Source organism: Bacillus salacetis (genome assembly GCF_003581585.1).
Lineage (GTDB): Bacteria > Bacillota > Bacilli > Bacillales > Bacillaceae_B > Rossellomorea > Rossellomorea salacetis.
Genome location: NZ_QXIR01000045.1, coordinates 1 through 18500 on the forward strand (window position 1 = coordinate 1; position 18500 = coordinate 18500).

Genomic DNA, 18500 nt, shown 5'->3' on the forward strand with positions numbered 1-18500 from the left:
TGTCCATGGCGGGCTGCCCTTCTACGTCACCTTATCCAGCCTTTTTCGAAGCTCATTCTTGTTGATTTTGCCTACATGGGTTTTCGGGAGCTGATCAATGGTGTAAAAGTTCTTCGGTATCTTGTACTTCGTTAATTTCTTTTTACAGTAGTACTCCAGCTCTTCTGCCTGCAGGTTCATTCCCCTTTTGACCGTCACAAACGCAACGACCTTTTCCCCCCATTTTTCATCCGGAATGCCGATGACCGCCACTTCTTCGACAGCCTCATGTGCTTCGATCCAGTTTTCGACTTCCAATGGATAGACATTTTCTCCGCCGGTGATGATCATATCCTTTTTCCTGCCGACAATATAGTAGTAGCCGTCTTTATCTTTCCGGGCAAGATCACCGGTATGAAACCACCCATCTTTCCAAGCTTCCCTTGTCTCCTCTTCATTGTTCCAATAGTATTCGAATAAGTGGCTGCCGCAGAGATAGAGTTCGCCGACTTCATCCGTCCCAGCTTCGCCGCCCTCAGCACTGATGATTTTCACAGAATTGAACAGCATGGGCTTCCCGACTGAGCCCGGGCGGCTGAGGGCATCCCTCGGGTTGATATAAAAGTTATTCGGGCCGGCTTCTGTCAGTCCATAGCCCTCTTTAAAAGCAAGGCCTTTGCTGCTGAAAGTGTGGTAGATCCCCAATGGACAAGGCGCTCCCCCAGAAAGGAATACTTTCATATCAGGAAATTTTGCCTTCTTAAAATCCATGGTCCCTGCCAGCATATGATACATCGTCGGCACGAACAAGACGATGGAGCATTTGTACTCGATGAGATCCCTGACCGCCTGCACTGGCTCAAACACCGGCGAGAGAACGACTGTCCCTCCCGCGACCAGGATCGGTATTGACAGGGCATTCAGGCCGCCTGTATGGAACATCGGTATGCACGTCAGCGTTGTATCCTTATCGGTCAGATTCCAGCTGACGATCGTGTTGATGGCATTCCACATGATCGAGCGATGCGAAAGGACGGCACCCTTGGGATGTCCCGTCGTCCCTCCTGTATAAATCATTGCCAGGGGATCTGCCTCCGCCAAACCCGGATCACCTAAATTGCCCGCAGCCGGAAAATCATCAAGATAGGAATTCGACTCGATTTCAATCATATAAAAATCTTCCTGCAGCCCGCTTGCCTGCCCGATGGAACTCGATTGGACCCCCATCACAGCGGGAGCGGCATCCTTCACAACGAATTGAAGCTCATCGTCAGATAACCGCCAGTTCAGCGGAACGAATACTGCCCCTATTTTTAAGCAGGCAAACAAAAAATCAAAATAGCTTATGTGATTAGCTGCAAACAAAGCAATCCGGTCTCCTTTCCCGACTCCCTGTGCAAGAAACAGGCCCGCCAGCCGGGATGCGCGTTCATTCAGCTCGCTGTATGTCCAGGAATCCTTTGTGACAGAATCAATGACGGCGCACTTTTCCGGGAATAAATCGGATCTGCTCTTCACCCAATCGATTTCGTAGCTCACTCCAATCGCTCCCCTTCTACATCATGATTCCTCCATCGACGTGAAGAACATGGCCGTTGACGTAATCAGATTCATCACTTGCCAGGAATAAATAGGCATTGGCGATGTCTTCCGGTTTCCCAAGCCTCCCCATCGGAACCTGCGCTTTCATTTTCTCAATGACTTTTTCCGGTACTTCGGCAACCATCGCCGTTTCAGTAAAACCAGGAGCGACAGCATTGACATTGATCCCTTTCCTGGCAAGCTCCTTCGCCCATGTCTTGGTCATCCCGATCACCCCTGCCTTGGCTGCCGCGTAATTCGTCTGGCCGACATTTCCATAGGTTCCTGTCACCGAGGAGGTATTGATGATTTTCCCTTTTCCCTGCTCAGCCATATATGGCAGGACAGCCTGCGTGCAATGAAACACACCCGTCAGATTTACATTGATGACCTGCTGAAACTGATCAGCTGTCATTTTAGATAACATCGAATCCCTCGTTATCCCTGCGTTATTTATCAGGATATCGATTCTGCCAAATTCACTGTCGGTCTTTTCAACCATTCTGCCGACACTTTCCCTGTCCGAGACATCGACCTGTATGAATGTCACGCCGGGGATGGCTTCCTCGGCTTCTTTTCCAGAAGCTTCATTGAAGTCTGCTATGACCACCTTCGCCCCTTCCCTGGTAAAGATGCGGGCAGCTTCCAGTCCGATGCCGTTTGCGGCTCCGGTGATGATCGCTACCTTTCCTTCTAGCCTGCTCATACCTTCTGCTCCTCTCTTTTCAAAAATCCTTCCAGATGCCCCAGAAGTCCATCCAAATCATCAATCAAAGGCGAATGGCCGCATTCCTTCATTTCTATGAATTCCGCCCTGCCTTCGTAGTCTTCTATCAATTCTTTCGTCATTCTCTCCGTCACAACCAGGTCCCGGTCGCCTCTCAAGGCAAACACAGGTATGGTAATCCTGCCGGCCTCTCCCTTGCCTTGCGTCAGCCCGTTATCATGCTTGCTGATATTAAAAAGATTCAGAGCCTGATAGACATCAGCCAGATTCCGCTGTGTGCACATATCATCCAGATATCTTTTGTACCTTTCCGGATCGGGTTTTTCTCCCGTGTAAATGAGCCCGTCCCATATGGCCTTCAGCACTGTGAAATTCTTCTGATCATAAGCTGTTTGAACAGGGATGGTCTTTCCGGGATCACGTTTCACTTCTTCCAGGGTTCTCAGCCTTTTATTAAGGTCCGGAAGCCCTTGTTCATTACTTCCATAGAAAGGATAGCCGCGGGTCGAGGCAGAGGCGACAAGGAGAAGCCTGCTGCAGTAACCAGGGTGGTCAATACAGAACTGCTGGCAGACCGCACCTCCGAGCGACCAGCCGATCAAGGCAAAGCCGGAAATGCCAAGTTCGTCCGAAAACTCCCTTAAGTCATCCGAAAAATCTTTAATGGATTGGATCGGATTGCGATAAGAAGAGGTCCCAAATCCACGCAGATCAACTGCATACAGCTTATATCTCTCATCCATGTTTTCAAGGACCAGATCCCAATGGGCGGAAGACGTCATGTTGCCATGGACAAGCACCACAACCTGGCCGCCTCCTTCACGTTCCCTGTATCCGATCGTTTCCCCATTTGCAATTGTCACTTCTTTTAAATGAATTTCTGCCATTATTTATCCTCCTTTTCATCCCCAGCGGATGACATTCGCTCCCCAGGCATACCCGATGCCTGCACTGACCAGTACGACGATATCGCCTATTTTCAGCAAGCCCCTCTCTTCAGCCAGCTGCAGCGAAATGATCTGGTCCATCTGCCCGATATGGCCGTAATCTTCCAGATAAATCGATTTCTCCCGGGAGACCCCCAGCTGATCCAGTACATAGTTATGTGCTGAACGTTTCATATGGAGAATCGCTGCATAGTCGATATCCTCCTGGGTGTACCCGCTCTTCCTCAACGCTTCACGGATGCACTTCAGAAAATTATCCATCGATTTCTTTTCCAGCCGTTCCTTCATTCCATCCGGATCAAGGACATCCAGTTGATACCGGCCAGCCGCCAGACTTTCCGCTGTCAATGGACTTTTCGTACCCCCGACAGGAACGACGACATCTTCGGAAAACGAACCATCGGTAATGATGTGGCTGCCGAGGATGATATTGTGATTACTATCTCTTTCGAGGACCATTGCACCTCCACCTGCTCCAAGATTGTACATGAATCTCGTTCTCGGATTCTCATAGTCTATAAAATCGACATTCCGGTAGCCTCCGGCAAGCAGGACCGTTTTTATATCAGGTTCGGCCATCATCATATCTTTTGCGATTTTCACCGCCATGACCGTTGTTCCGCAGCGAAGAGCCATATCAAACGCAAAGGCATTCACGGCACCGACCTCTTCCTGCAGCTTGATGGCCGCTGTCCACAATGGATACTCTTTATGCTCTTCGCCGATATAGATGACCATGTCGATTGCAGCCGGGTCGATCCCTGCTTTTTCGATCGCCTCCCGCGCAGCTTTGATTCCCATTTCACATGTATGGTCACCGGGGCCGGGGAGCGGCTTTTGTTTGATCCCCAATTTCTCGATGACGATTTCCTCCCGCATGCCCGCTTTCACCGCAAGTTCCGCTGCCGTCATCTTTGTTTCAGGAATATAGATCCCCATGCTTTTGATACCGGCATTCATTTTCTGCCCTCCTTAAGCGTGCTTTCCAATCCATCAACCGTCTCTTTCATATAATTCATCGCTTCTTCAAACGAATCGAAGGATAGTTCATTTTCCCCTTGCACATGGGTCAATTTGATTCGGTAATCGCGCTGTTGTGAATCCATCACATGGCAGCGGATGACAAATGATGTGATGAGCTGGTTCATCGGTTTCCCCCTTTAACCTGCAATATTCTTTTCAGGACTCACTGCCTTTGCTTTGCGCTTTCCATTTCTCTTTTTAAAAACACCCTGCAGCGATCCGGCGATTCCTTTCGGAAAGAAAATCACCGCCAGGATATAAACTGTTCCGAACAGGATGATCCATCTTTCGAATATCCAGTGGACATCGGACAAACCCGAGAGCCAGTGATGTGCGAATTCGACGAGTGCCGCCCCAATGATCGGGCCAACAAGTGTACCGACGCCGCCGATGATGGTCATCAGAAGGGCATCCAATGTGACTTCCGTTGCAAACACGCTCGTATCGACAAACCTTAGCGACAGCATGTAGAGCACTCCGGAAATGCTCGCGACCACCCCGGAAACGACGCTGACAATCACCTTATAATGAAGCACCTTGTACCCCAGTGATTCTGTCCTTCCTTCGTTCTCCCGTATCGCCAGGAGCACCCTTCCCAGCGGGGACTCGGTGAACCGCCTCAGTCCGAAGAAGATCAGCACCATGACAACGAGGCAGGTGAGATAGAGGGTGGTCCGGTCCTTGAACACATCCGGAATGGAAAAGGTGAAACCATCCGCCCCGCCTGTCATGCTTCTCCACTTCTCGGCGGCCACCAGGAACAGGCCCGCAAGTGCAAGTGTCAGCATTGCGTAAAAATGGCTCTTCAATCTGAGTGTCAGGACGCCGACGATGAAACTGACAATGGCTGCAGCTGCAACGGCAATCAAGACACCAAGGAGCAGGGTGAGCAATGTAGGCTCCTGTCTGTTGAACAGCACGGCCGTGGAATAGGCCCCGATTCCAAAGAACATCGTGTGGCCGAATGAAACGATCCCCGTATAGCCGAGCAGTAAATCATAGCTCATCGCGAAAATCCCCAGGATGAAAATCTGCATCATCAGAAACAGAAGGCTTCTTCCTGTCACCATAAAGGGAAGAACGGCAAGCAGGAATGCGATTAAAAGATAGATCCATGTACTAAGATTCATGCGTAATGGCTGCATCATCTTCACCCCTTCACCCTAAATAATCCCTGAGGCCTGAAAATCAGGACGACTGTCATCAGCAGCATGTTGACGGCCAGGGATAAAGCCGGCACGTAATAGGCCATATAAGCTTGGGCAAGACCGACCAGAATGGCGGCAAGAAGCGAACCTGTGAAGCTTCCCATTCCGCCGATGACCACAACGATGAAGGCGAGGATCCCGAACTCCAGGCCCATTTCCGCATAAATCACACCCGAGTACGGAGCCATCAGCATGCCTCCGAAGGCTGCCATGGCGGCACCGACCATGAAAACAAGCATGAAAACGACCCTGATGTTGATCCCTAATGTCTGGACCATTTCTTTGTTCATGACCCCTGCACGGACAATGAGGCCGATCCTCGTTCTTTTTAAAATAAAGGAAGTGATGGCAAACACAATGAGGCCGACAAGGATAATGAACAGGCGGTATTTGATCAGGATAACGTCGCCGATCATGAAGCTTCCTGAGAGAAATTCAGGAGGATGCGCCGCCTTCTGGTCCGGGCCGAACACCACTTTGATCAGTTCGGAAAGGACCAGCATCAAACCCAGGGTGATCAGGATTTGCTGAGTATGATTTCCGTATACCGGCCGGATGATCAAATACTCGGTCACTGCACCAAGGATGAGGCCGGTAATAATCGCCGCAATGATTCCGATCCAGAAGGATTCTGTCAGGTTATAGGCCCAGACACCGCTGAACGCTCCCCAGACAAACAATCCGCCGTGAGCGAAATTCAGGACATCCATCAGGCCGAAAATGAGGGTAAGTCCGGCGGCAAGCAAAAAAATGAGCATCCCCGTCGCCAAACCGTTGATGGTTAAGCTGAAAAGTAAATCCACGTTCACACCTCCTAGGCAATCCCAAGGTATTTTTTCATCATGACCTTATCCTGCTTCAGGTCACTCATCATGCCGTTATGGACAGTCTGGCCGTCATCAATGATATGAAAGCTGTCCCCGATTTTGCTGGCCATGATGAAATTTTGTTCCACCAGTACAATGGTCGTTTTTTCTTTCATCTGCTGAATGGTTTCCATGACTTTTTCAACGATGATCGGCGCAAGTCCCTTGCTCGGTTCGTCGATCAGCAGCAGTTCGTTGTCATTGACATAGGCACGGGCGATCGCGAGCATCTGCTTCTGTCCGCCGCTCAGCTGGCCGCCGGGTTTTTTCCAGAATTTCTTGAGGTCCGGGAACAGCTCAAGCACCCAGTCCAGCAGCTTGGCAGAATTCTCATCTTCTTTTTGCATGGCGACCCTGAGGTTTTCCCCTACCGTCAAATCCGCAAAGATCCCCTGGTCTTCGGGAACATAACCGATCCCGCTTTTCGCAACCATATAAGGCTTCCACTTTTTGATTTCCTGATGATTGAACCGGATGCTGCCCGCCGTTGCCGGATTCAGTCCCATGATGGTCCGCAGCGTGGTCGTCTTCCCCGCTCCATTCCGGCCAAGCAGGACCGTCACCTCCCCCTTCGGCACTTCAAAGGAGATATCATGTAAAATGTGAAACTGGTCAATATGTGTTTGGACATTTTGGAGTTCAAGCAAGGTGCTCATCATACAACCCTCCCAGATACGCAGACTGAACGGTTTCATTCTCCATGATTTCTTCAGGGCTTCCCTGTGCCAGCAGCTCCCCGTGAAACAGGACGAGCACTTCATCCGACAAATCAAGGATCATATCAATCTTGTGTTCGATCAGGACGATGGTCTGGTCTCCCTGCTGTTTGATCTTCCTGATGACCTCCAAGATGGCCGGCACTTCCTCAATCGACATCCCGGCTGTCGGCTCATCCAGCAGCAGGACATCCGTCTCCAATGCCAGCAGCATCGCGATTTCGAGCTTTCTTTTTTCTCCGTGCGCGAGATTGACTGCAATCGTTTCGGCTTTTTCTTTTAAAAGGACGACCTCCAGGAGACTCATAGCCTTTTCTTTCATCGATTTATAATGTTTATAATGAGCAAAAATCTGATAACGGACTTTCTGCTGTGACTGGACGGCAAGCCTTACGTTTTCCAGCACAGTCAGGTTCGGGAAGACATTGGTGATTTGAAAAGAGCGCCCGATACCGAGGCGTGCCCGTTCGGCAGGAGACAAGGATGTGATGTCGCTTCCTTTGTGAAAAATCCTTCCTTCAGACGGGGAAAGCTGTCCGCTCAGGAGGTTGAACAGCGTCGTCTTGCCGGCTCCGTTCGGCCCGATGACAGAAGTGAATTTCTTTTCCTGGATTGCCATGGTGACCTGGTTGACAGCCCGGTGCCCGCCGAAATCTATCGATAGATTTTCTGATTTGAGAATGTCTTGCATTGGGTGATCACCTCGATTCTTTTGTTTTTGTTAGGTTGATGGTGCTTGCTTCTTGGGCGAGGTACATCATTTTATTTTGAATTTGATACGATGCCTTTCTCTTTCCATCCGAGGTACCTCATTTTGATTCCAAACCGATTTGATGCCCCTCGGCTTCTCCATTTGAGAATGCATACCCTCGCCAAATCATTGGCAAGGGTATCCCAGGGTTGAAACTATTGATTTAAGATTGGCGGTTCTGTTTCTTCCGGTGTCAGTTCACGCTTCAGTACTGGAACCGGATAGTCAACGCCATCCTTTTCTTCCAACGTGATGGCATACAGGGACTGCATTGCCTGGTGATCTTCAGGACGGAATGTCATCGTGCCTTTAGGCGTCTCGAAGCTCATGCCTTCCATTGTGTCGATCAATTTGGCGGAATCCGCATCTCCTTCTGTCTTTTTCAAAGCTTCCACAATCGAGATGGCAGCGCTCATCCCGCCCGGTGTGAATAAGTCAGGAACCGCTCCGTCAAAGCGTTTCTTATGTTCTTCCACGAGCCAGTCATTGACCTCATTGTCTGGAAGGTCATGATAGTAAACGGTGAAGCCTTCCATGCCGACAAGCGGCTTCATTGTCGCAAGTGCGGCGATGTCAGGGGCACCTGTGGAAATCTTGATCCCTTGATCCTGGACTTTCATGTCCGCAATCTGGTTCCAAGGAGAGTTGGCGCCTGCCCAGATCACAAACAGGTAATCCGGTTTGGAGTTGATGACTTTTTGAATATTTGCCGTGAAGTCGGTTGCGGCCGGATCGGCGTATTCTTCATGGACTATGTCTGCACCCAGGTCTTTAGCTGCTGTGGCGAAAGCTTCCACCCCGTCACGGCCGAAGGAGTTATCTGGCGCAAGCGTGACGATTTTAACTCCTTCTTTGGCTATCGCTGCTGCACCCGCCACTGCATCCTGTGAAGAGTTCCGGGCTGTACGGAAGATATATTTATTGAACTCAGAGCCTGTGATACTGTCGGCAACTGCGGGCTCGACCACCATGATCTTTTCGTATTCTTCAGCAAGCGGTGTGACAGCCAATGTGTCCCCGGAACTTGAAGATCCAACAAGAAAGTCTACTTTATCTTCTTCCAGAAGCTTAAGGGCCTTCTGTCTCGCTACCTTCGGATCTGTTTCGGTATCTTCATAGATGATTTCAATTTTCTTGCCGGCCACTTCACCGGTGCCATCCGTTGCATAGTCAATGCCAAGCTCAAATCCTTTCTTCGTCTGATCTCCATAGGATTCCAGCGCGCCTGTCAAAGAAGCAAGGACCCCCACTTTCACTGTTCCTTTGGATTCATTCCCTCCGCCGCTGTCTGCCTCAGTTCCGGATGCCTCTTCATTATTGCCGCACCCAACCATGAACACCGCGACAAGCAGCGCCATCAAAACCCCAGCACCATACCGCTTCCAAGCCATACAAAATTCCCCCTCGTTATAATAAGATCAACTTCTGTCCCTATCATAAGAGACCGCAGTTACAACCGAGTTACACGGTGACGGATTTCGTTTACTGCTTTAGCCCTTTAAAGCGGCGGGGGACAGTCCCCCACCGCTTTAAAGGGCTAAAGGATGAATAATAAAAAAAGACTCCCTTATAATAGGAAGCCTTCAGGGTTAATCAAACGTTTGATTAATAATTATATCTCCATGTCCCAGCGCTCTTTCTGGGTTTTCTTCAATTGGTCTTCGGTTTCCTGAGGATATACAGTCCGGAATTTATGACTGTCCGCAGGGATGATTTCAATCATCTTCTGAATCATATCTTCAGGATCGAATTGGTCTTCCAATCCTTTATGCATTTCTTTTATCGACTCTTTCGGCGTCAGATTCTTGTCCTCATCGAACCATTTCCAAATCTCTTCGGCGCTCCGTTTATTGAAGCCAGTTTCGAATGCACCAGGATTGATGGTTGCTACCTGCACATTGAACTCTTCCAGCTCATTCCTCAATGTCTGGGCAATCCCTTCAATCGCATGCTTGGTGGCCGTATATGGACCTACATAAGGTGTAGCTGAGATTCCTGCCATCGAGCTCATGAAAATGATTTTCCCGCTTTTCTTTTTCATGAATTTCTGCGCTGCAATCTGAACGGTTTCAAGTGTAGCAAAAACGTTCACTTCAAAAAGGGCCCTGAACCGGTCCATCGGCACTTCAGCGAGCGGGCCTCCCTCATTGATCGCGGCATTCGCTACGAATATATCAAAGTCGTATTCTTCTATCTGTACCCGATCACGGGGATTCGTGATATCAAGCTTGAATACTTCCATATCGAGCCCCTGATCCTCTGCTTCTCTCATTAGGTCCGTTTTCTGTGGGGTTATTTCTGTTGTTGCAATGATACGGTGGCCTTTCTTGGCAAGCCCGAGTGCTGCTCCCCTTGCCAGTCCGCTTCCTGCTCCGGTAATGAAGATGGTTTTGCTCATTAAGAATTCCTCCTATTTGAGTGTCTCCTATCATTTTCCCGAGATCGCGAAAGGCGAAACGTGGAAAGGTACACTTCGTCGCTTTACCGCTTTAAAGCAGCCGGGGACCGTCCCCCGGTGCTTTAAAGCGGTAAAGTGCGCACTCTTTTATTCAAAGAAATTCAATGCATATTGTGCAAGGATGGCAGAGCCATAGGGAAGTGCATCTTCATCAAGGTCGAACTTTGGGTGGTGCAATGGGTAGACTGCCTTCTTTTCTTCATTTCTTACTCCGATCCTGAAGAAAACTCCCGGCACCTTCTGAGCGTAAAATGAAAAGTCCTCTCCACCCATGGATGGTTTGGAAATCGAGAAAGAATCACTGCCCAAAACGGATTGAACCGTTTCCCGAAGAGAAGGAATGAGCGATTCGTCATTCAGGAGTACTGGATACATATATCTATAGTCGAATGTGTAAGTTCCACCGAGCCCTTCCGACACTCCTTTTATCACCTTTTCCATCCGCGCTTCCATGGCATTTCGCACCTGAGGGTCGAGTGTTCTTACGGTACCGCCGATTTTCACGGACGGTGCAATGGCATTATTTGCGCTTCCTCCATGAATCTGTCCGATTGTCAAAACAGTCGGGGACAAGGGATCCACTTGGCGGCTGACAATCTGCTGTAAGGAAGAAACCACCGCTGCAGCAATCGCGATGGAATCTACAGAATGATGGGGATGGGCAGCATGTCCGCCAACTCCGAAAATCTCGATATCGAAAAAGTCGGCTGCAGCACAAACTTCTTTTTGTGAACATGTGACAAACCCGGCCGGAACCATCGGATTGACATGGAGCCCTGCAATGGCCTCCACTCCCGGATTTTCCAGCACCCCGTGTTTGATCAATGTTTCTGCACCGAACAACCCTTCTTCGGCAGGTTGAAAAATCAATTTCACATTCCCTTTCAAGGGTTTATTTTTCACAAGGAGATGGGCGGCTCCAAGCAGCATGGCGGTATGGGCATCGTGGCCGCACAGATGGGCTTTTCCTTCTACTTTCGATGAATAGGACACAGTCTTTTCATCTTGGATGGGCAGGGCATCCATATCCCCGCGCAGTGCGATTGTCGGACCTGGGCTTTCTCCTTCAATGAGTGCAGCCACCCCTGTCCCTCCGATTACTTTATAGTTGATTCCCGTTTTTTTCAGTTGTTCCTGTACAAACTGAGAGGTTTGTATTTCTTCGAATCCCAATTCCGGTTTCTGGTGAAAAGTCCTCCTCCAAAAAATAAGGTCCTCTTTGATTTTCTCCGCTTCCATCCTCAATTTATTCACTTTGGCATCACCTCTTGTGAGTAATTCTACTATTAGTTGCTGCTTTTCATAAGAATTAATTGAAAATTTCTTTAATAAGGAGGAAACTTTCACATCCTTTAACGCTTTAAAGTAACCGGGGACTGTCCCCTGCTGCTTTAAAGCGTTAAAGAGAGGTGTGCCTCGGCACACCTCTCTTTATCGGATTCGGATATTCGATTATTTCACTAGATACACACGTGCTTCATACGGGCGCAGTTCCACTTGTTTGATGTCCTGGCTGCTGTCCGCTTCGTAGTTGCTTATGAACAGTTCTTTGCGGCCGTCTTCGAGTTCTTCCGGCAGTTCGAACACCGGCGTGCCGACAGAAAAATTCAGCATGACGATCATTTTCTGCCCCTCATACTCCCTTACATAGGCATAGATTTCGGGATGGTCCGGCATGATGAGATCATATGAACCGTATACCATGATCGGATTTTCTTTGCGGAGTTCAATCAATTTTTTATAGTAATGGAAAATGGAATCCGGATCCCCCATCGCCTGCTTCGCGTTGATTTCCTTGTAGTTCGGATTGACCTGGATCCACGGCGTTCCAGTTGTGAAGCCGCCATGCTCGCTATCATCCCATTGAATCGGCGTACGTGCATTGTCCCGTCCTTTTACATGGATGGATTCCATGATCTTATCGTGCTCTTCACCATTTTCGATGACTTTTTCACGGTACATATTCAGGATTTCGATATCCTTGTAATCGTTGATGGAATTGAACCGGACATTTGTCATTCCCAGCTCTTCACCCTGGTAAATATACGGCGTCCCTTTCAGCGTATGAAGGAAGGTGGCAAGCATTTTCGCTGACTCCATACGGTACTCTCTGTCATCGCCGAAGCGGGAAACCATCCGCGGCTGGTCGTGGTTATTCAGATACAGACTGTTCCAGCCCTCGTGCTCCAATCCTTTTTGCCACTTGGTAAAACTGTTCCGCAGATCGGTCATCTTCATTGGCCGAAGATCCCATTTACCGCCGGGTCCTGAATCAAGATCTACGTGCTCGAATTGGAAAACCATATTTACTTCTTTTCTGTCTTGGCCTGTATAAAGCTTGGCTTCTTCCACATCGACACCCGGCATTTCCCCTACCGTCATGACGTCATAACCGGACAGGGCTTTTTCATGCATTTCCTGCAGATAGTCATGGATTTTCGGCCCGTTCATATAATAGTCGCCGCCCGGGGCATACTTTCGTCCTTCCGGAAGTTCCGCATCAGGCAGGCCGTCCACTTTGGAGATAAAATTGATGACATCCATCCGGAAACCGTCAATTCCTTTATCAAGCCAGAACTTCATCATGTCATAGATTTCTTCACGAAGCTTTGGATTCTCCCAGTTTAGGTCAGGCTGCTTTTTGCTGAACAAATGCAGGAAATATTCTTCCGTATGCTCGTCATACTGCCAGGCAGAACCGCTGAAGCAGGATTCCCAGTTATTCGGCTCCTGCCCGTCTTTTCCTTCTCTCCAAATATAGTAATCCCGGTATGGATTGTCTTTCGATTTCCTGGATTCTACAAACCAGGCGTGTTCGTCGGAACTGTGATTCACCACAAGATCCATGATCAGCTTGATTCCGCGCTGATGCATTTCTTGTAAAAGCTGATCCCAATCAGTCATTGTGCCGAATTCATCCATGATGCCCCGGTAGTCACTGATATCATAACCGTTGTCATCATTTGGGGACTGATAAACCGGGGAGAGCCAGATGACATCGATGCCGAGCTCCTTCAGGTAATCCAGCTTAGAGATGATTCCCTGGATATCACCAATCCCGTCTCCATTGGAATCCTTGAAACTGCGGGGATAAATTTGATAGATGACTGCTTCTTTCCACCATTGTTTGCTCATTCATTGTCTCTCCTTCTATTAAAATTCTAAGACGATTATATCATGCAAACGTTTGCATTGGTAGATTAAAGGTATCGATTAGAGTCAGATCTCATTTCACAAAAAAGAACCGGACTGGACAGCCCGGCACATACATTTATAAACGATAAATTCTGGCTTCATAAGGTGCCAGTGTATTGGACCTTGGCAGATCATAGTTTCCAAGCAGCAATTCAGCATCCTCTAAAGAAACAAACTGACTCCAGTCCCTTTCGGCGTCCTCTTCAGAAATATTCAGGATGACAAGCCACTTTTCCTGGCCATCCTCCCGGTAGTAGGCATAAATCTCCTCATCATCCTCTAAGACAGGCTCATAGGTTCCATAGATCATGACTTGATTTTGCTTTCTGAGTTCTATCAATTTTTTATAAAAATAGTAGATTGAATTCTGATCCTGCAACGCTTCTTCAACATTGATTTCCTTATAATTCGGGTTGATATTGATCCATGGCCTGCCCTCTGTGAACCCTGCGTTCTTATTCGCGTCCCACTGCATCGGGGTCCTTGAATTATCCCTCGCTAGTGGAAGAAGTTCCTCGAAGACCGTTTGCGGATCTCTCCGTTTCCCGATCTCCTCCTTGTATTTATTCTTCATGGCGATATCATTATAATCTTCGATTGAATCAAACCGCACACCCGTCATGCCGATTTCCTCGCCTTGATAGATATAAGGGGTCCCCGGGAGTGTATGAAGCATCGTTGCAAAGCATTTTGCTGATTCCTCACGATAGGTCGAAACATTGCCGAAGCGGGTCACCAGGCGTGTATGATCGTGGTTATTCAAAAATTGGGAATTCCAGCCGCGTCCCCAAAGCGACTCATACCACCTTTTCTGGATGGATTTGAACTGGAGCATATCCCAGTTCTCCATATAATCACATACTTCGAAGTGGAAAAGTGTATGAAGTTCCTTTCGTTCCCTGTCAACATATAGCGGACCTTCTTCGGCTTTGACAAACGCCAGTTCACCGACTGTCAGCAAATCGTAATGCTGCAGGACTTTCTCATTCATTTCCTGAAGATATTCATGGATTCCGGGATTGTTTCCAAGATATGAAATGTCTTCAGGATTTTCGGCATCCGGGAACCCGTCCTGTTTGGCAAGAATCGCGATTGCATCCATGCGGAAGCCGTCAATCCCTCTATCCAGCCAGAATTTCATTATCCGATAGATCTCTTCTCGTACCTCAGGGTTTTTCCAGTTGAGGTCAGGCTGCTCCACAGCAAAAGAGTGGAAATAGTACTGTCCCGTTTTCTCGTCATATTCCCAAGTGGACGGGCTGAAGTAAGACCGCCAATTGTTCGGCTCATTCCGCCAAATATACCAGTCGCGCTTCGGGTTGTCTTGTGAGGACCGTGATTCGACGAACCATGGGTGTTGATCAGAAGTGTGGTTGACTACCAGATCCATGATCATTTTCATATCACGTGCATGAATCTCCTCGATGAGCCGCTGGAATGTCTCCATCGTTCCGGCTTTCGGCATGACTGCACAATAATCAGAGATGTCATAACCATTGTCGACATCCGGTGATTCAAAGCACGGGTTCAGCCAGATCACATCAACGCCAAGGGATTTTATATAATCAAGCTTCTGGATGACCCCTTCCAAATCTCCATAGCCATCTCCGTCACTGTCCAAAAAGCTGCGCCAGTACACCTGGTACACAACTGCTTCCTTCCACCACGTTTTATCCATAATCAGTCTCTCTCCTTTAGATGCTTGTACACATTTAACGCTAGTATACTATGTAACCGTTTTATATTGATAGAGGAAATTAGTACTTTAGCGCTTTAAAGGAACCGGGGACAGTCCCCGGTTCCTTTAAAGCGCTAAAGCGTTCACTCTTAAATAAAGAGACAGCCTGGCATCGGCTGTCTCTTCTCGGTGTATTATTAAGCTTCAGGTTCAAATGTCTGGCAATCGGTTTCTTCACTTTTTCTTGGTTTACTGTTGGTATGGCTGGAGACGAAAATCTGGTCAGCCGTACACTTCCGGCCATCTCGGTTGTATACACAGTTATTCACTTCGCATAATACATCCTGTGCCATAACTGCACACCTCCTTATTTTTTTAGTAGAACGTATTCTCTAAAACAATAGCTGGAGAAGATTGTACCTTTGTATGGTATATACCCGGCTGAACTGCTATTAACCAACTTTTCTTAAATTAATCCCCGGGCTTGCAGAAGAAAGGGGGCATTCAGGGTGATTCATTCCTCGTTTTCCTTTTCTTCAAGGTCCTCTATCAAATTCTTCATCTCGGTGATTTCTTTCCGCTGTGCCTCGATGATTTCCTCAGAAAGCTCCTTCACTCGCGGGTCGTCGATTTGTGCACGCTCACTGGTTAAAATCGCAATCGAATGATGGGGGATCATCGCTTCCATATAGTCCTGGTCATCCACCAGGGTCTGGCTGCGCAGTAAAAACAAGGATACACCAAACACAAGGATGCTTCCGGCGACAATTCCGATATTCGCCTTCTTATTCTTCAGCATGTGCGTCATGAACGCCAGCATGATGACTGCCATGGTCGCCCCCATCAATAACGCCATATATGCCCTGGTCTCACTGAAAAAAATATGGTCGACTTTATAAGTGCTCAAGTATTTGAATAAGAACATGACAATGGTCGAAGTGGCAACCATCGCTCCAAAACGCAGATAGGGCTTCATCCTGATCACTCCTTTAAAATTCATTACTTTTTACTACTACCCGGAATCGGGTGGAGTATTCATGAGCAGCCCTTCACCGCTTTAAAGCAAGTGGGGACAGTCCCCACTCGAATTAACGCGGTAACGCATTAACGCGCCGGGGGACTGTCCCTCAGCGCGTTAGTGTGGTGAAGCATCAAAATCTATTTATTTATTGAACTGTATATCCTCCATCAATCACAACTGCCTGACCGGTGACTCCCCGCGCACCTTCCCCGCAGAGGAAAATGGTATATTCAGAGACTTCACTGCCTGACAGCAGCCGTTTTTGCGGTACGAGCGGATAAATCACATCCTCAAGCACTTTCTCAAGCTCCACTCCGCGGGTCCTCGCCAGATCGCCCAGCTGGTTGCGGACCAGCGGCGTATCTACGTACCCCGGGCAGACTGCGTTCACGGTCACCCCATGCTCTGCCGCTTCCAAAGCCGCAACCTTCGTCAAACCGATCACTCCATGCTTTGCCGAGTTATACGCGGCTTTTCCGGCAAACCCGATCAAACCGTTGATGGACGCCATGTTGATGATCCGTCCGAATCCCTGTTTTTTCATGATCGGCAGTGCATGCTTGATTGCCACGAAAGGAGCCGTCAGCATGACTTTTATCAGAAGCTCGAATTTTTCAGTAGGAAAGTCTTCAATATCGGACACATACTGCAGCCCTGCATTATTGATCAAGATGTCCAGCCGTCCAAACCGCTCGGCCGCTTCGCCGAGCGCTGCCGCAATTTCCTGTTCTGAAGTGACATCACACTTTATCCCCATGGCCTCATATCCCAAGCCGGTCAATCTCCCAGCTGACTCTTTGACTTTGTCCTCCTGCAAGTCTGTCAGAACCACCTTTGCACCCTGCTCAGCGAAATCCCTGGCAATCTCGTACCCGATTCCTTGGGCAGCTCCTGTAATCAGGACCACTTTATTTTTCACCATCAACCAACAACTCCTTAAGCAGCCGGATGCCTCGACAAAAAGCAGCCCCAGGCATCCCGGCCATCCAAAAATTTAAATCCCTACACCAAATGAGAATAATAGAATCGCTATCGCCAATCCGATCAATGGCACAATGACCGTTACAGCACCTACAGCTCCATATGCGGCCGCATGGGACTCATTGCAGATCGAACGGATCGTAGTCACGACATACCCGTTATGAGGCAGTGAATCCAATGCACCGGAAGAAATCGCCACTGTCCGGTGAAGAGCTTCCGGATTGACACCCATATCCATATAATGAGGAGCCAGAAGCGGCAGTGCGATTGCCTGCCCTCCAGAAGCTGACCCCGTCATACCAGCAATGACACTGACAGCGATCGCTCCTCCGATCAGCGGAGAACCCGGAATGCTTGTCATGACATCGACCGCTGTATCAAATGCCGGCACTGCTTTCGCGACACCGCCGAAACCGACAACAGCTGCTGTATTACCAATCGCAATCAATGCCCCGATCGTACCTTCGGAAACGGCTCCCCAGAATCCTTTGAAATACTTTCGGTTTAATAGATAAGTAGAAATGACCCCGCCCAAAAGCGCGATGATCAATGCGGATTGTTTTAAAGAATCATGGAAAACAAAAGCGATAATCAGCACCACCAGCAATGGAATCAGACCCATCAACGGGTTCGGCAGCTGCCTGTTATCGTCAATCACAGGATCTTCCTCACGTGCTTCGAACTTCTCTCCTTTTGCCACTGCCTTATTGATCATCCGCCTTAACCACCAGTAGCCGAATACCGCCATGAATACCGCAACGAGCAAACTCACTTCCCAACCTGCATAAGGGCTCGTTCCCAGGTAGTCGATCGGGATCCAGTTCTGGATTTCCGGCGATCCGGCGGATGTCATCGTGAATGTAACCGAGCCAAGCGCCAATGCAGCCGGAATGAAACGGCGCGGCAGGTCAGCCTGCTTGAACAGGCTCAGTGCCATCGGATAGACCGAGAATGCTACTACGAATAAACTAACACCACCGTATGTCAGCACCGCACAAGCCAGCACGATGGCAAACACAGCAAACTTCATGCCCAGTTTATCGACAACGAACCGTGATACACTGTCGGCTGCCCCGCTGTCTTCCATCACCTTGCCGAACACAGCCCCAAGCAGGAACATCAGATACCAGGAGGCTATGAAGCTGGTGAAACCTGACATATAGCTTCCTACCAGGTTGGCTTCCCCTTCCCCAACAAGCTGCGGAAATAACGGCAATCCGCTTAATACTGCAACAAACAACGCCGAAATCGGCCCGACGATGAGGATATTCATCCCCCGCATCGTCAATCCGATTAATAAAGCAAGTCCCCCAATTAAACCAATCATGCTCAACATGACAGTTCCCCCTTTGTTTCTTCTGATAAAAGA

18 protein-coding genes are annotated in these 18500 nt (G+C 48.7%); all 18 read right to left on the reverse strand.

Annotated features, from left to right (window positions below):
- Positions 1-21: 21 nt before the first annotated feature.
- A complete protein-coding gene (locus D3H55_RS21800) occupies positions 22-1518 on the reverse strand; it encodes a class I adenylate-forming enzyme family protein (protein WP_119549428.1) in 1497 nt (498 codons plus the stop codon).
- Between the two features lie 16 nt (positions 1519-1534).
- A complete protein-coding gene (gene fabG, locus D3H55_RS21805; RefSeq protein ID WP_119549429.1) occupies positions 1535-2266 on the reverse strand; it encodes a 3-oxoacyl-ACP reductase FabG in 732 nt (243 codons plus the stop codon).
- Entirely contained in the window at positions 2263-3174 is a 912-nt protein-coding gene (gene phaZ, locus D3H55_RS21810) for an intracellular short-chain-length polyhydroxyalkanoate depolymerase (RefSeq protein WP_119549430.1), read from the reverse strand. The genes fabG and phaZ overlap by 4 nt, the downstream gene beginning before the upstream one ends.
- A 15-nt stretch (positions 3175-3189) precedes the next feature.
- Positions 3190-4194, reverse strand: a complete 1005-nt coding sequence (locus D3H55_RS21815) for a 3-oxoacyl-ACP synthase (RefSeq protein ID WP_119549431.1) — start codon at positions 4192-4194, stop codon at positions 3190-3192.
- Positions 4191-4382 carry a hypothetical protein gene (locus tag D3H55_RS21820; RefSeq protein ID WP_119549432.1) on the reverse strand — a complete coding sequence of 64 codons (192 nt, stop codon included), beginning with the start codon at positions 4380-4382 and terminating at the stop codon, positions 4191-4193. Before D3H55_RS21820 ends, D3H55_RS21815 begins: the two co-directional genes overlap by 4 nt.
- Before the next feature lie 12 nt (positions 4383-4394).
- Positions 4395-5402, reverse strand: coding sequence for a branched-chain amino acid ABC transporter permease (locus D3H55_RS21825; protein WP_119549433.1), 1008 nt, complete (start codon positions 5400-5402; stop codon positions 4395-4397).
- Positions 5403-5407: 5 nt separating this feature from the next.
- The gene (locus tag D3H55_RS21830; protein ID WP_119549434.1) at positions 5408-6268 is read right to left on the reverse strand and encodes a branched-chain amino acid ABC transporter permease; all 861 of its coding nucleotides are present in this window, start codon (positions 6266-6268) and stop codon (positions 5408-5410) included.
- Positions 6269-6279: 11 nt separating this feature from the next.
- Positions 6280-6987: an ABC transporter ATP-binding protein gene (locus tag D3H55_RS21835; protein WP_119549435.1), complete on the reverse strand. Its 708-nt coding sequence runs from the start codon at positions 6985-6987 to the stop codon at positions 6280-6282.
- Positions 6971-7738, reverse strand: coding sequence for an ABC transporter ATP-binding protein (locus tag D3H55_RS21840; protein WP_119549436.1), 768 nt, complete (start codon positions 7736-7738; stop codon positions 6971-6973). Before D3H55_RS21840 ends, D3H55_RS21835 begins: the two co-directional genes overlap by 17 nt.
- A gap of 215 nt (positions 7739-7953) precedes the next feature.
- The gene (locus tag D3H55_RS21845; protein WP_420808783.1) at positions 7954-9132 is read right to left on the reverse strand and encodes a substrate-binding domain-containing protein; all 1179 of its coding nucleotides are present in this window, start codon (positions 9130-9132) and stop codon (positions 7954-7956) included.
- Positions 9133-9410: 278 nt separating this feature from the next.
- Positions 9411-10196, reverse strand: coding sequence for an SDR family oxidoreductase (locus D3H55_RS21850; RefSeq protein WP_119549438.1), 786 nt, complete (start codon positions 10194-10196; stop codon positions 9411-9413).
- Positions 10197-10343: 147 nt separating this feature from the next.
- The gene (locus D3H55_RS21855) at positions 10344-11510 is read right to left on the reverse strand and encodes a M20 metallopeptidase family protein (RefSeq protein WP_240628747.1); all 1167 of its coding nucleotides are present in this window, start codon (positions 11508-11510) and stop codon (positions 10344-10346) included.
- 198 nt (positions 11511-11708) lie between these two features.
- Positions 11709-13391, reverse strand: coding sequence for a glycoside hydrolase family 13 protein (locus tag D3H55_RS21860; RefSeq protein ID WP_119549439.1), 1683 nt, complete (start codon positions 13389-13391; stop codon positions 11709-11711).
- Between the two features lie 136 nt (positions 13392-13527).
- The gene (locus D3H55_RS21865; RefSeq protein ID WP_119549440.1) at positions 13528-15129 is read right to left on the reverse strand and encodes a glycoside hydrolase family 13 protein; all 1602 of its coding nucleotides are present in this window, start codon (positions 15127-15129) and stop codon (positions 13528-13530) included.
- Between the two features lie 197 nt (positions 15130-15326).
- Positions 15327-15482 carry a DUF1540 domain-containing protein gene (locus D3H55_RS21870; RefSeq protein ID WP_119549441.1) on the reverse strand — a complete coding sequence of 52 codons (156 nt, stop codon included), beginning with the start codon at positions 15480-15482 and terminating at the stop codon, positions 15327-15329.
- A 161-nt stretch (positions 15483-15643) separates the two neighbouring features.
- A complete protein-coding gene (locus D3H55_RS21875; RefSeq protein WP_119549442.1) occupies positions 15644-16105 on the reverse strand; it encodes a DUF305 domain-containing protein in 462 nt (153 codons plus the stop codon).
- A gap of 190 nt (positions 16106-16295) precedes the next feature.
- Complete coding sequence (locus tag D3H55_RS21880; protein ID WP_119549443.1) at positions 16296-17072, reverse strand: 3-hydroxybutyrate dehydrogenase; 777 nt, start codon at positions 17070-17072, stop codon at positions 16296-16298.
- A 72-nt stretch (positions 17073-17144) separates the two neighbouring features.
- Positions 17145-18467 carry a GntP family permease gene (locus tag D3H55_RS21885; RefSeq protein WP_119549444.1) on the reverse strand — a complete coding sequence of 441 codons (1323 nt, stop codon included), beginning with the start codon at positions 18465-18467 and terminating at the stop codon, positions 17145-17147.
- Positions 18468-18500: the final 33 nt, after the last annotated feature.